This is a genomic window from Microbacterium sp. RG1 (genome assembly GCF_005347485.1).
GTDB lineage: Bacteria > Actinomycetota > Actinomycetes > Actinomycetales > Microbacteriaceae > Microbacterium > Microbacterium binotii_A.
In genome coordinates, this window is record NZ_CP034121.1 from 2,976,876 (window position 1) to 2,991,104 (window position 14,229).

10 protein-coding genes are annotated in these 14,229 nt (G+C 70.2%); 7 read left to right on the plus strand and 3 right to left on the minus strand.

Annotation, left to right across the window (positions count from 1 at the left end; genetic code table 11):
• Position 1: 1 nt before the first annotated feature.
• Complete coding sequence (locus tag EHF32_RS14540; RefSeq protein ID WP_137418856.1) at positions 2–508, minus strand: GNAT family N-acetyltransferase; 507 nt, start codon at positions 506–508, stop codon at positions 2–4.
• A 152-nt stretch (positions 509–660) separates the two neighbouring features.
• On the opposite strand from EHF32_RS14540, the gene EHF32_RS14545 reads away from it, so the two are divergent.
• Both EHF32_RS14545 and EHF32_RS14550 read left to right on the plus strand, forming a co-directional pair.
• Positions 661–1,224 carry an acyl-CoA thioesterase gene (locus tag EHF32_RS14545; RefSeq protein ID WP_137418857.1) on the plus strand — a complete coding sequence of 188 codons (564 nt, stop codon included), beginning with the start codon at positions 661–663 and terminating at the stop codon, positions 1,222–1,224.
• Between the two features lie 66 nt (positions 1,225–1,290).
• Positions 1,291–4,989: a proline dehydrogenase family protein gene (locus tag EHF32_RS14550; RefSeq protein WP_137418858.1), complete on the plus strand. Its 3,699-nt coding sequence runs from the start codon at positions 1,291–1,293 to the stop codon at positions 4,987–4,989.
• A 157-nt stretch (positions 4,990–5,146) separates the two neighbouring features.
• On the opposite strand, the gene EHF32_RS14555 is transcribed toward EHF32_RS14550, so the two are convergent.
• Entirely contained in the window at positions 5,147–7,060 is a 1,914-nt protein-coding gene (locus tag EHF32_RS14555; RefSeq protein ID WP_238343727.1) for an MDR family MFS transporter, read from the minus strand.
• A gap of 160 nt (positions 7,061–7,220) precedes the next feature.
• Entirely contained in the window at positions 7,221–8,108 is an 888-nt protein-coding gene (locus tag EHF32_RS14560) for an aldo/keto reductase (protein ID WP_137418859.1), read from the minus strand.
• A gap of 175 nt (positions 8,109–8,283) precedes the next feature.
• Here EHF32_RS14560 and ddaH point away from each other — a divergent pair, with 175 nt between their 5' ends.
• From ddaH to EHF32_RS14585, 5 genes are all read left to right on the plus strand, one after another.
• On the plus strand, positions 8,284–9,138 hold the full coding sequence (ddaH, locus tag EHF32_RS14565) for a dimethylargininase (protein WP_137418860.1): 855 nt from the start codon (positions 8,284–8,286) through the stop codon (positions 9,136–9,138).
• A gap of 20 nt (positions 9,139–9,158) precedes the next feature.
• Entirely contained in the window at positions 9,159–10,373 is a 1,215-nt protein-coding gene (gene rocD / locus EHF32_RS14570; protein ID WP_137418861.1) for an ornithine--oxo-acid transaminase, read from the plus strand.
• 369 nt (positions 10,374–10,742) lie between these two features.
• On the plus strand, positions 10,743–12,446 hold the full coding sequence (locus tag EHF32_RS14575; protein ID WP_137418862.1) for a circularly permuted type 2 ATP-grasp protein: 1,704 nt from the start codon (positions 10,743–10,745) through the stop codon (positions 12,444–12,446).
• Positions 12,440–13,372, plus strand: a complete 933-nt coding sequence (locus EHF32_RS14580; RefSeq protein ID WP_137419271.1) for an alpha-E domain-containing protein — start codon at positions 12,440–12,442, stop codon at positions 13,370–13,372. Before EHF32_RS14575 ends, EHF32_RS14580 begins: the two co-directional genes overlap by 7 nt.
• Positions 13,369–14,214: a transglutaminase family protein gene (locus tag EHF32_RS14585; protein ID WP_137418863.1), complete on the plus strand. Its 846-nt coding sequence runs from the start codon at positions 13,369–13,371 to the stop codon at positions 14,212–14,214. Before EHF32_RS14580 ends, EHF32_RS14585 begins: the two co-directional genes overlap by 4 nt.
• The last annotated feature ends 15 nt before the right edge of the window (positions 14,215–14,229 follow it).

The following is a 14,229-nucleotide window of genomic DNA, read 5'->3' on the forward strand; positions in this document are numbered from 1 at the left end:
GTCAGCGGGTGAAGCGCACCTCGGTCAGCGTCTCGCCGAGGAACGGCTCGGTGTGCATCGCGCCGTCGAGGGTGAAGCCGTTGCGCGTGTAGAAGCGGTGGGCTCGCGGGTTGTCGTCGGCGACCCAGAGGTACAGCTCCTCGCCGGGCTCGACGGCGGCGTCGAAGAGCTTCTGGCCGATCCCGGTGCCGTGCCACGCATCCAGCAGGTAGATGAAGTACAGCTCGCGCTCGCGCGGAGCGTCCTCATCGCGCGCGGGGCCGGAGCCGACGAAGCCCACGATCTCGCCCTCCACGAGTGCCGCGGACATGCGGTAGTCGGGGCCCTGCTCGGCCCAGTGGGTCCAGAGCTCGGCGAGCCTGCGGGGCGAGACGCGCTCCAGTGCGGCCTTGCTGATCAGGTGGTCGTAGGTCTCGTGCCAGCACGTGGCGTGCACGCGACCGAGGGCTTCGGCGTCCACGTCGCGTACCGGGCGGACGATCACATCGGTGGTGAGGTCGGCTTCCATGGCCAGACTCTACGCGGGCGGCACGAACGGCGGAAATCGACTCCGCCGGGTCATTGCGGGCCACCAGGGACGACCCGGATGCGGCCGCCGCCGCTGTCGGATTCGTACAATCGACTGCCGCATTCTCCTGCGCTCTCCTACGATCTGTCGTCGTGAACGTGATCTGGCGCACCCTGCTTCTGCTCGCCTCCTCCCGCCGCCGTTACCGTCGCGAAGGCGCGATGGACTCGCTCGGCGTCGGGCGCATCCGACTGACGACGCTTCCCACCGACCTCGACGTCGTGGGGCACATGAACAACGGACGGTACCTGTCGCTGTTCGACCTCGGGCGCTTCGACCTGCTGATGCGCACCGGGCTCTGGGACCTCATGCGTGAGCGCGGCTGGTATCCGGTCGTCGCCAACGCGACCATCAGCTACCGCAAGTCGCTGCATCTGTGGCAGCGCTTCGACGTGGAGTCGCGCGTCATCGCCGCCGACGATCGCGCGGTCTACCTCGAACACCGCGCCGTCGTCGACGGTGAGATCTACGCGCAGCTCATCGCCCGCGGTCGTTTCGTGCGTCGCTCCGGCGGCACGGTGGGCCTCGCAGAGCTGTTCGAGGCGCTGGGCCAGGATCCCGCCACCGTGCCGGCTCCCGAGGAGTGGATGCTGCGCTGGGCCGAGGATGTGGCGCTGCCGTCGACGCGTCGCCCCGCCCCCAGCATCTGGCGCTGATCCGGCGCCGTCCACGGGCTCGTGTCACGCCGGTGGCGCCGCCGGGCCCCGACGTAGGCTGAGCGCATGTCCTCCAGCACCGAGGCGGGGGCGCCACGAGCGCCGCGTCCCGCATCCCTCGCCGACGACGCGGTCACCCTCGCGCGCCGTTGGGTCACCGAAGCCGCCGACGCCCACGCGGACCCCGCGGCGGAGCGCCTCGCGGGAGTGCTGCGCGACCCCAACGGGCTGCCGTTCACGATCGGGTTCGTCGACGGTGTCATGCGCCCCGAGAGCCTGTCGGCGGCGGCGGCGAACCTCAGCCGCATCGCCCCGCTCGTGCCCGACTTCCTGCCCTGGTACCTGCGCTCGGCCGTGCGGGTCGGAGGGGCCGTCGCCCCCGCGGTGCCAACGCCTGTCGTACCGATCGCCCGCCGTGCGCTGCGCGACATGGTCGGCCACCTCATCGTCGACGCCCGCCCCGAGAAGCTGGGGGCGGCGATCGCCAAGCTGCGCGAGGGCGGCGCGAAGCTGAATCTCAACCTGCTGGGCGAGGCCGTGCTGGGTGAGAACGAGGCGCGGCGCCGACTCGACGGCATCCACGAGCTCATCTGCCGCCCCGACGTCGACTACGTCTCGGTCAAGGTCTCGGCCATCGCGGGGCACATCTCGCTCTGGGCGTTCGACGAGGTCGTCGAGCGTGTCGTCGAGCGCCTGCTGCCGCTGTATCTGAGCGCTGCCGCCGACGGCACCTTCATCAACCTCGACATGGAGGAATACCGCGACCTCGACCTCACGATCGCGGTGTTCACCCGCATCCTCGAGGACGAGCGGCTCTCGCAGCTCGAGGCGGGCATCGTGCTCCAGGCCTACCTGCCCGATGCGCTCCCGGCTCTGCAGGAGCTGACCGCGTGGGCCCGGCAGCGCGTCGCGGGCGGCGGCGCCGGCATCAAGGTGCGCCTGGTGAAGGGCGCGAACCTCGCGATGGAGCGCGTCGACGCGATCATGCACGGTTGGCCGCAGGCCCCGTACGATACGAAGCTCGACACCGACGCGAACTATCTGCGCTGCCTCGACTGGGCACTGGATGCCGACCACGCCGCCGCCATGCGCGTGGGTGTCGCCGGTCACAACCTCTTCGACGTCGCCTACGCGTGGTTGCTCGCCGGCGAGCGCGGAGTGCGCGAGCGCATCGAGTTCGAGATGCTCCTGGGTATGGCCGCGGGTCAGGTCGCCGCGGTCTCTCGCGAGGTGGGCGCCGTTCTGCTGTACGTGCCGGTCGTGCGTCCCGACGAGTTCGACGTGGCGATCAGCTACCTCGTGCGCCGGCTCGAGGAGAACGCGTCCGACGAGAACTTCCTCTCCGCCGCGTTCGACCTCGACACCGATCCCGAGCTGTTCGAACGCGAGCGCGACCGCTTCCTCGCATCGATCCAGCGGTCGACGGAGGCCGGGCTGCGCATCGGACCCCGGCGCGGGCAGAACCGTCTGCAGAGCGCAGCGGATGCGGCCGAGCCCGCCATCCTGAGAGACCCCGCCCCCACGCAGGAGATCGCAGGTCTCACCCAGGCCGTGCTCGGGATCGCCGCCGACCGCACCGAGCCCGACGCGCACTCCGTCCTGTTCGGCGGCGCGGAGTTCGTCGAGACGGCCGTCTTCTCGCCGCGCGAATCGAACGCCGGCGTGCACGGGGCGCCCGGCTTCCGCCCCGCCGCCGACACCGACCCGGCTCTCCCCGCCAACCGCGAGTGGGCGCAGCGCATCATCGAGAGGATCGAGACCTCGACCGCCGGCGACGCGACCATCGGCGGAGCCCGCGTCGGCGACACCGACACTCTCGAGCGCACGATCGCGCGCGTGCGCGACGCGGCCGCCGGCTGGGGCTCGCTGCCAGCGGCCGACCGGGCCGTGGTGCTGCAGGCGGCCGCGCGATCCCTCGAGGCGCGGCGCGACCTGCTCATCGAGGTCGCCGCATCCGAGACCGGCAAGGTGCTCGCCGAGGCGGACGTCGAGGTGAGCGAGGCGGTGGACTTCGCCAACTACTACGCCGCCACCGCGCGCGAGCTGGATCGGGTCGCCGGTGCCGTCTTCGTCCCGGCGCGGCTGACGGTCGTCGCTCCGCCGTGGAACTTCCCGCTCGCGATCCCCGCGGGCGGCGTGCTCGCGGCCCTCGCGGCCGGCTCCGGCGTGGTGTTCAAGCCCGCCCCGCAGGCGCGCCGCGCGGCGGCCGTCGTCGCTGAGACGCTGTGGGATGCGGGCGTGCCCCGCGACCTGCTCGCTCTCGTCGACATCGACGAGGGGGAGCTGGGGGAGCGGCTCATCTCCCATCCCGCGGTGGATCGGGTGATCCTCACCGGGTCGTGGGAGACCGCGCAGCTCTTCCGCTCCTGGCGACCGGATCTTCCGCTCCTGGCGGAGACGAGCGGCAAGAACGCCATCATCGTCATGCCGTCGGCCGATCTCGATCTGGCCGCATCCGACCTCGTCCGGAGCGCGTTCGGCCACGCCGGACAGAAGTGCTCCGCCGCATCCCTCGCGATCCTCGTCGGCTCTGTGGGGCGCTCGGCCCGCTTCGCGCGCCAGCTCGTCGATGCCACGCGCTCGCTCGTGGTGGCATCGCCCGCCGACGCCGCCGCGGAGGCGGGGCCGGTGATCGAGCCGCCGCAGGGCAAACTGGCGTGGGCGCTGACGACGCTCGACGACGGCGAGAAGTGGCTCGTGGAGCCCGAGCAGATCGACGGTGCACCCGAACTGGCGGGACGGCTGTGGCGTCCCGGCATCCGCACCGGCGTCGCGCCGGGGTCGCGCTTCCACCTCGAGGAGTTCTTCGGTCCGGTGCTGGGCGTCATGCACGCATCGTCGCTGGCCGAGGCGATCGAGCTGCAGAACGCGGTCGCCTACGGGCTGACCGCGGGTCTTCACACCCAGCATCCCGACGACCTCGCGCTGTGGCTCGACCGCGTGGAGGCGGGAAACCTCTACGTGAACCGCGGCATCACGGGTGCGATCGTGCAGCGCCAGCCCTTCGGCGGATGGAAGCGCTCATCGGTCGGGGCGGGCACGAAGGCCGGCGGCCCGAACTACCTGATCGGCCTCGGGAGTTGGCGACCCACCGCGGTCAGTGGCTCGACCACGCTGCATCTGCGCGGGCTCGACTCGCGCATCACCGCGATCGTCGAAGCCGCCCAGCCGTCACTGGACTACGAACGCTTCGAATGGCTGCGCCGGGCAGCGCTGTCGGACGCGGTGGAGTGGGACCGCGAGTTCGGCCGCATCAAGGATGTGACGGGGCTCCGCGTCGAGCGGAACCTGTTCCGGTACCGGTCGGTCGACGTCGCCGTGCGGGCGACCGCGGGCGCGGAGGTGCAGGAGGTGCTGCGCGTCGCGCTCGCCGCCCTGCGCGCAGGTTCGGCCGCATCCTTGAGTACGGCGACGGGGCTTCCGCCCGCCGTGCGCCGCGCCTTGGGCGAGGCGGGTCTCACGGTGCATGTCGAGACCGACGCGCAGTGGATCGAGCGGCTCACCCGCGCCGAGGCGGATGCGGCCGGTGTCAGCGTGAAGCCGCGCGTCGCGCGAGCGCGGCTCGTGGGGCCCGCATCCGAGACCGACGTCCTGCACCGAACGCTGGCCGAGGCGATCGCCGGAGACCCGGATCTCGCCGTCTACGCGAACCCGGTCACCACGGCCGGCCGCCTCGAGCTGCTGCCGTTCCTGCACGAACAGGCCATCGCGATCACCGCGCACCGCTTCGGCAACCCCGACGCGTGGAGCGAAGAGGTCATCTGAGCGTGGCCCGGGCCGGTCGCCCTGTCATCGCGCCGGCCGGCTTCCGAATCCATGTCCCACTTGCTGCAGAAATCAGACCCGATTCCTGCGGGAAGTGGGACATGCCGTGCGGGGAAGCGGTCGTCGGTCCCGCCGGGGAGGGCGGGACCGACGGAGCTCAGTCGCGGAGGTCTCTCCTCGTGAGCGGTCGGTCCGCGGTGGACACGGGGCCGGTGTCGGGCGCGACCAGCGCACCCGCATCCGCGGCCGCGGCCTGCGCGAGCACGGCCGGATCGTCGGCTTCGGATGCGGCGGCCGCCTCATCCGCCGCCTCCTGCAGTGCGGACTTGGCCCGCAGCGGAGGCGTGCGGAAGAACAGCGTCAGCACGAACGCGAGCAGCACGACACCCAGCGCCACCCGGTAGACGACCGTCGCGGAATCGTTGAAGCCGACGAGGATCGGAGCGGTCAGGCGGGGGTCTGCGCCGTTGAGGAACGACGTGTCGTTCATGACCGAGCCGTCGAAGCTCTGGTCGTCGCTCTTCGAGGCGAGGGCCTCCTGCACCTGCGGCACGGCCTGAGCGACGAACGCCTCGCGGGCGGCATCGTTCGACAGGTCGACGGATGCGGCGCTCGCCGCCTGCTGCAGGTTCGCCACGATCGGGTCGTAGATCGTCTTCATGATCGCCGCGTTCTCGGGAGCCTGGGTGACCGCGGGATCGAGCGCCGCCTCGAGCGCATTCGTGACGGTCGTCTCATCGGCGAAGGAGTTCTGGATGTTCGCGGGCACCAGTGTGAACAGGAGCGAGAGGAGCACGGCGGTGCCGAGGGTTCCACCGATCTGACGGAAGAAGGTCGACGCGCTCGTGGCCACACCCATGTCGCGCAGACCGACGGAGTTCTGGCTGGCGATCGTCAGCGTCTGCATGAGCTGGCCGAGACCGAGACCGAGCAGCAGCATGGCGCCGGCGAGGAACCAGTACGAGCTGTCGACGCGGAGGAAGGTCAGCAGCACGTATCCGCCCGAGAGGAACAGTGTGCCGAGGATCGGGAACATGCGGTATCGGCCGGTGCGCGCGATGATCTGACCGCTCGCGATCGAGGCGATCATGAGACCGAGGATCATCGGCAGCATCTGGAAGCCGCTCTCGGTGGGCGTGGCGCCCAGCACGAGCTGCAGATACAGCGGCAGCGTCAGCATCGCACCGAACATGCCGAAGCCCACGAGCACGCCGATGACGGTCGCCATCGAGAACGTCGACGAGTGGAAGAGCGTCAGCGGGATCAGCGCATCCGCCTTCATCGCGCGTTCGACGAACACGAACGCGACAGCGCCCAGCGCACCCACGACGTAGCAGGCGATGGCGATGGGGGAGTCCCAGCCCCACTCGCGGCCCTGTTCGGCCACCAGCAGGAGCGGGACGAGGGCGACCACGACGAGCGCCGCGCCCCACCAGTCGATGCGCACCGACTCGCGCGGGTGGTGCGGGATGTGCAGGAAGCGGACGACGATGAACAGGGCGATGATGCCGATCGGCACATTGATGAGGAACACCCAGCGCCATCCCGCGATCCACAGGATCTGGTCCGCGCCGGAGAAGAGTCCGCCGACCAGGGGGCCGATGACGCTCGAGATGCCGAAGACGGCGAGGAAGTAGCCCTGGTACTTGGCGCGCTCGCGCGGCGCGAGGATGTCGCCCATGATCGCCAGCGGCATCGACATGAGACCGCCGGCGCCGAGGCCCTGCACCGCGCGGAACGCGGCGAGCTGCACCATGTCGGTCGAGAAGCTCGCGAGCACGGAGCCGAGGATGAACACGATGATGGCGAAGAGGAAGAGGGGTCGGCGGCCGAAGATGTCGGAGAGCTTGCCGTAGATGGGCGTGGCGATCGTCGAGACGATCAGGTACGCCGTGGTGACCCAGGCCTGCAGGCTCAGCCCGTGCAGGTCGTCGCCGATCGTGCGGATCGCCGTGCCCACGATGGTCTGGTCGAGGGCGGAGAGGAACATGCCGGCCATGAGGCCGAAGATCACCAGCAGGATGGCGCGGTGCGTCATCACGGGCTGGTCGGTGCGCGCAGTCTCGGACATGGAGCCTCCGGTGGGATGAGGCGGAAAAGGTTGACTATCCGCAACTATCGGACGTCTGATCATAGACCCGCTCTGTGACCACCGGACGCCACGGGGCTATCGACGAGGAAGGGATGCGGCCGGAACGATCGCCCGCCGCATCCCTTCGTCCTCTCGCGCGTCAGGCGTCGATGCCCACCGAGTAGGACAGCCGCTCGATCTCGTCCGCGGACAGCTCCAGATCGGCCGCCTTCGCGCTGTCGGTGATGGATGCGGCACGCCGTGCGCCCGGGATCGGGATCACGGTGTCGGCGAGGGCGAGCTCCCAGGCGAGCACCACCTGCTGCGGGCTGACGCCGTGCGCCTCGCCGACCTCGGAGAACACGCGGAAGCGCTCGCCGACCGAGCGTCCGCCGCCGCCGGTGCCGCCGAGCGGGCTCCAGGGGAGGAACGCGAGTCCCGCATCCGCGCAGTAGGTCAGCTCCTTGTAGCTGCCGGGATGGCGCGGCGAGAACTCGTTCTGCACGCTCACGAGCGCATCGCCGAGGACCTCCTGGGCGATCTGGATCTCCTCGATGCTCGCGTTCGAGATGCCGAGCGCGCGCACCTTGCCCTCGTCGTGCAGGGTCTTGAGGTTCTGCATGATCTCGCCGTAGACGATCCAGCGGTCGGGGCGGTGGTACTGATACAGGTCGATGACGTCGGTGCCCAGGCGCCGCAGCGACGACTCGACGGCGCCGCGCAGGTACTGCAGCGAGCCGTCGCGGCCGAAGTCCTTCTCCTCGGTGCGCGTGATGCCGCCCTTCGTCGTCACCACGATCGACGAGCGGTCGCCGCCCCACGAGGCGAGGGCTTCGGCGACGAGCTGCTCGTTGTGCCCCATCGAATCCCAGCTCGGGGCGTAGATGTCGGCCGTGTCGATGAACGTCACGCCCGCATCCAGCGCGGCGTGCACGGTCGCGATCGCGCTCTGCCGGTCGGGGAGCTCGTTGTCGTTGTTCATCGAGAGGGGCATGGCTCCGAGGCCGATGGCCGAGACGGAGAACGGTCCGAGTGTGCGCTGCTTCATAGGTCTCCTTCGACAGGGGTGTGCGCTCCAGCCTGGCACGGCCGCATCGGGTGCGGGCTTCCGGTCGTGATCGGCCTCATCGTGCGAGAATGTCATCCGGCGTGCCCGTGTCGCCGGCTCTCTGACAGCTCCGCCGGGCCCCAGGACAGCGTCCGCCGTATGTCGAAGGAGCTGAATGTCCACCGCATCCGTGCCCTCATCCCGTATCGCCCAGCGCCGCAGCTACCTGATGTGCCGTCCCGAGCACTTCACGGTCAGCTACTCCATCAATCCGTGGATGCGGCCCGCCGACCCGACCGACACGGCCAAGGCCGTCGCGCAGTGGCAGACGCTGTACGACGCCTACGTCGCGCTCGGCCACGAGGTGCGCCTCATCGACGGCGTGCCCGGGCTGCCCGACATGGTCTACACGGCCAACGGCGGCTTCGTCATCGACGGTGTCGCCTACGGCCCGAAGTTCCGCTTCGCCGAGCGCGCGGAGGAGGCGGAGCCGTTCATGGACTGGTTCGCCGCGAACGGGTTCCGCGTCGCCCGACCCGAGGAGGTCAACGAGGGCGAGGGCGACTTCCTTCTCGTGGGGAACACGATCCTCGCCGGCACCGGGTTCCGCTCGACCGGTGACAGCCACCGCGAGGTCGGAGAGGTGTTCGGCCGTGAGGTCGTCTCGCTCACGCTCGTGGATCCGCGGTTCTACCACCTCGACACCGCGATCGCCGTGCTGGACCCGGTCGAGGGCCCCGGCGGCGTCGAGAAGGCGAACATCGCGTATCTTCCGGGCGCGTTCGACGAGGCGAGCCAGAAGATCCTCGCCGAGCGTTACCCCGACGCCATCCGCGTCTCGGATGCGGACGGCGACGTCTTCGGGCTGAACTCCGCCAGCGACGGCTACAACGTGTTCATCTCGCCCCGCGCGAAGGGGTTCGAGGCGCAGCTGCGCGAGCGCGGGTACAACCCCGTGCTGATCGATCTGTCCGAGCTGCTGCTCGGCGGCGGCGGCATCAAGTGCTGCACGCTGGAGCTGCGTCGATGACGTCGATGAAGGAGACCGACATGTCTGTGCTCGACACCACCACGAGCGACATCATCACGGCCGAGGACGCGCACCTCGCCCACAACTACCACCCGCTGCCGGTCGTCATCTCCCGCGGTGAGGGATCGTGGGTCACCGACGTCGAGGGCAAGCGCTACCTCGACCTGCTGTCGGCGTACTCCGCCCTCAACTTCGGGCACCTGCATCCGGCGATCGTGGCGGTCGCGCAGGAGCAGCTCACGCGCCTCACCCTGACGAGCCGGGCGTACCACAACGACCAGCTCGGGGTCTTCGCGGCAGCGCTCGCCGAGCTGTGCGGCAAGGACCTCGTCCTGCCGATGAACACGGGCGCCGAGGCGGTCGAGACCGCGATCAAGGTCGCCCGCGCGTGGGCGTACCGGGTGAAGGGGGTTCCTGCCGGTGCGGCCGAGATCGTCGTCGCGGGCGGTAACTTCCACGGCCGGACAACGACCATCGTCGGCTTCAGCGACGACCCTGAGGCGCGCGGCGACTTCGGCCCGTTCACACCCGGGTTCGTCGCGGCACCGTTCGGTGACGCGGACGCCCTCGAAGCGGCCATCACCGACAGCACCGCGGCCGTGCTGATCGAGCCGATCCAGGGCGAGGCAGGCGTCATCGTGCCTCCCGCGGGATACCTCGCCGCGGTGCGTGAGACCTGCACCCGCCACGAGGTGCTGTTCATCGCCGATGAGATCCAATCGGGTCTCGGCCGCACCGGCTACACGTTCGCGTGCGAGCGCGAGGGCGTCGTGCCCGACATGTACGTGCTGGGCAAGGCGCTGGGCGGCGGCATCCTCCCCGTCTCCGCCGTCGCGGCCGACGCGGCGGTGCTGGGCGTCATCCGTCCCGGCGAGCACGGCTCGACGTTCGGCGGAAACCCGCTGGCCGCCGCCGTGGCCCATCGCGTGGTCGAGATGCTTGCCACGGGTGAGTTCCAGCAGCGTGCGAAGGCGCTCGGTGAGCACCTCGAGGCGCGGCTGAACGACCTCGTCGGCCACGGCGTCAGCGCGGTGCGCGTAGCGGGACTCTGGGCCGGCGTCGACATCGACCCCGCGCAGGGGACCGCGCGCGAGGTCGCCGAGCGACTGCTCGGGCGCGGGGTGCTCGTGAAGGACACCCACGGCCAGACCATCCGCATCGCGCCGCCGCTCGTCGTGCGCGCGACGGAGCTGGACTGGGCGATCGAGCAGCTGAAGCTCGTCCTCACCGCCTGACGTGGGTCGCCGGACCGCCGGCACGGGCACGGGGCCCGCGTTCGGGTGCGCCCCGGCATCCCCTGCGTGTCTCGGTTGTTCACGTTCCGGTTGCGGTGCGCGCCCATAAGTGAGACACGGATGCTGCGGGGCGTCCATAAGTGAGACGCGTGCGTGGTGGGCTCATGCGTGGTGTGCGTGTCTCGGTTGTGCAGGTTTTCGAAGCGTCGCGCGTGCCTAGGTGAGACGCGGATGCGGTGGTGCGTGAAGCGGTGCGGGGCGGCGCGCCTCGCCGCGCGCGGCGTGTACTCACGCCGAGTGGTTGCCCGAATCCACCGCGCGAACGGCGGAGAAACATCCTGGCAATACGCGCGCGATTAGGCTCATCGCATGGGCGACTTGTTCGACGGCTACGGCTCCACTCTCGCGCCGCGCAAGACCCCGCAGGGGCTGCCCGCGTTCGACGAGATGTTCGGTCATCCCGCGCATCCCGGCGCAGCGGCGGAGTCGCGCAGCGCCTACCGCGAGCTCTACCAGGCGCTGGCGCGCATGACGCAGGAGGAACTGCGCGGGCGCACGGAGTCGCTCGCCTCCAGCTACCTCGCCCAGGGCGTCACCTTCGACTTCGCGGGTGAGGAGCGGCCGTTCCCGCTGGATGCGGTGCCCCGCATCATCGACTACGCGGAATGGAGCGAGATCGAGGCCGGCGTCAAGCAGCGCGTCCGGGCCCTCGAAGCGTTCCTCGACGACGCCTACGGCCGCCAGAACTGCGTGCGCGACGGGGTGATCCCGGCGCGCCTGATCGCGTCGAGCCAGTACTTCTACCGCCAGGCCGCCGGCATCCACTCGGCGAACGGCGTCCGCATCCAGGTGTCCGGCATCGACCTCATCCGCGACGAGCACGGCAAGATGCGCGTGCTCGAGGACAACGTGCGCGTGCCGTCGGGCGTCAGCTACGTCATCTCCAACCGACGGGTCATGGCGCAGACTCTGCCGGAGCTGTTCCTCTCGATGCGCGTGCGTCCGGTGGGCGACTACCCCAACAAGCTGCTCGCGGCCCTGCGCGCCTCGGCCCCGCCCGGGATCGACGACCCCAATGTCGTCGTGCTCACGCCGGGCGTCTACAACTCGGCGTACTTCGAGCACACGCTGCTCGCGCGACTCATGGGTGTGGAGCTCGTCGAGGGGCGCGACCTGCTCTGCATGGGCGGGCGCGTCTTCATGCGCACCACCCGCGGCCCCAAGCGCGTCGACGTCATCTACCGCCGCGTCGACGACGACTTCCTCGACCCGCTGCAGTTCCGCGCCGACTCGATGCTGGGTGCGCCGGGGCTCATGCTCGCCGCGCGCATGGGCAACGTCACGATCGCCAACGCGGTGGGCAACGGCGTCGCCGACGACAAGCTGCTCTACACCTACACGCCCGACCTCATCCGCTACTACCTGTCGGAGGAGCCCATCCTGCCGATCGTGGACACGTGGCGGCTCGAGGACCCGGCGGCGCTGGAAGAGGTGCTCGACCGGCTCGACGAGCTCGTCGTGAAGCCCGTCGACGGCTCCGGCGGCAAGGGGCTCGTGGTCGGTCCCGACGCCTCGCGCGCCGAGCTCGACACGCTGCGCAAGACCCTGCTGGCCGATCCTCGCGGGTGGATCGCGCAGCCGGTCGTCATGCTCTCCACCATCCCGACGCTCGTCGAGGACGGGATGCGGCCCCGTCACGCCGACCTGCGACCGTTCGCCGTGAACGACGGCGACGACATCTGGGTGCTGCCCGGCGGTCTCACGCGTGTGGCGCTCCCGGAGGGGCAGCTCGTCGTCAACTCCAGCCAGGGCGGCGGGTCGAAGGATACGTGGGTCGTCGGCGGCGCGGCCCCGGGCCACGTCGAGTACGGGCAGGGGCAAGGGCTGGCGGGGCTCGTGGCCGACCAGGCCTCGACCATCACGCAGGCCATCCCGATCATCACGGATGCGGCACTCGAGGTCACTCCCGACGAGGTCGACCACTCGCCGCAGGACCGCCCCCGCTCGAACGTCGAGCAGCAGGAGCAGCAGCAACAGCTGCACCAGGAAGAGGGGGGTGCGCAATGCTGCTGAGCCGGATCGCCGAAAGCCTGTTCTGGATCGGGCGCTACATCGAGCGCAGTGACGGCACCGCCCGCATCCTCGACGTGCACCTGCAGCTGCTGCTCGAGGACCCCTGGATCGACGAGGACACCGCCTGCCGCTCGCTGCTCGCGGTCATGGGATCCTCGCCGCCCGACGGTGTCGAGACGGTCACCCGCGAGCACGTGCTCGCGCGCCTCGCCGTCGACCGCATGAACCCCTCCAGCATCCTCTACTCGCTGACCTCGGCGCGCGAGAACGCCCGCCGCGCGCGGGAGATCGTCTCGACCGAGCTGTGGGAGTGCCTCAACACGACCAACGCGCGGATGCCGCGGCGACTGCAGACCGACAAGGTGCACGAGTTCTTCCAGTGGGTGCGCGAGCGCGCCGCGCTCGCGGTCGGCGTCGTCGACTCGTCGACGAGCCGGGACGAGGCCTGGCAGTTCTTCACGCTCGGTCGGTCGATCGAACGCGCCGACATGACGGCGCGGCTGCTCGCGACCCGGTCGCTGACCGAGGCATCGGGTCCGTCGTGGACGACCATCCTGCGCTCCTGCGGTGCGTACGAGGCGTACCTGCGCACCTATCGCGGGATGCCGAGCGCGCGCAACGCGGCAGAGTTCCTGCTGCTCGACCGCCTCTTCCCTCGCTCGATCATCTACTCGATCTCGCGCGCCGAGGAGTGCATCTCGGCGATCGACCCGCGCGAGGACCGCGTGGGGCAGTCCAATCAGGTCCTGCGGGCGCTCGGCCGCATCCGCAACGACCTCGAGTACCTGCCGATCGGTGACATCCTGAGCGAGCTTCCCGCTCATATGCTCCGGGTGCAGACCGTGACGCGCGAAGCGTCCGATGCCATCCGCCAGCGCTTCTTCCCGACGCAGGCCGAGCCCAGCTGGATCGGAGAGACCTCATGAAGCGGCTGCGGATCGAGCACGAGACGGGCTTCCGGTACGGCGGCGACGTCTCCGCTTCCTACAACGAGGCGCGGATGCTTCCCGGCACCACCGAGAGCCAGTTCGTGCTCAGCGCGGCGCTCGAGATCGAGCCGTCGACGGCCGTCAACACCTACGTCGACTACTTCGGCACACGGGTGAGCGCGTTCGACGTGCTCTCGCCCCATCAGGCACTGACGATCACCGCGCGCTCGCTCGTCGAGGTGCGTCCGCGGCCGATCGAGCACACCGGCATCACCTGGGACCGCCTCGCGGTCGAGGCCGCGCGCTCGCTCGAGACCGTCGAGCAGCTGACGCAGACGCATCGTACGCGTCCGCATCCCGAGGTCGCCGAGCTCGCCGCATCCTACGCATCGCGGCACGACGACCCGGGCCGCGCGGCGCACGAGATCTGCGTCGCGATCGGGGATGCGGTCGAGTACATGCACGGTGTGACCGGGGTGCACTCCACGGCGATCGACGCGTGGGAGGCGCGCAAGGGCGTGTGCCAGGACATGGCGCACATCGCCATCGGTGCGCTGCGCTCCGTGGGCATCCCGGCGCGCTACGTGTCGGGCTACCTGCATCCGCGTCCGCAGGCCGAGGTCGGCGTCGCCGTGACGGGGGAGTCGCACGCGTGGGTCGAGTGGTTCGCCGGAGAGTGGACCGGCTTCGACCCGACGAACAACATCGAGATCGGCGACCGTCACGTGCTCGTGGGGCGCGGACGCGACTACAACGACGTGCCGCCGCTGCGCGGCGTGTACGCGGGCCCGTTCAAGAGCAACCTGCACGTGAAGGTCACGATCACCCGCGAGGCCTGACCCGCGCGCTTGCCG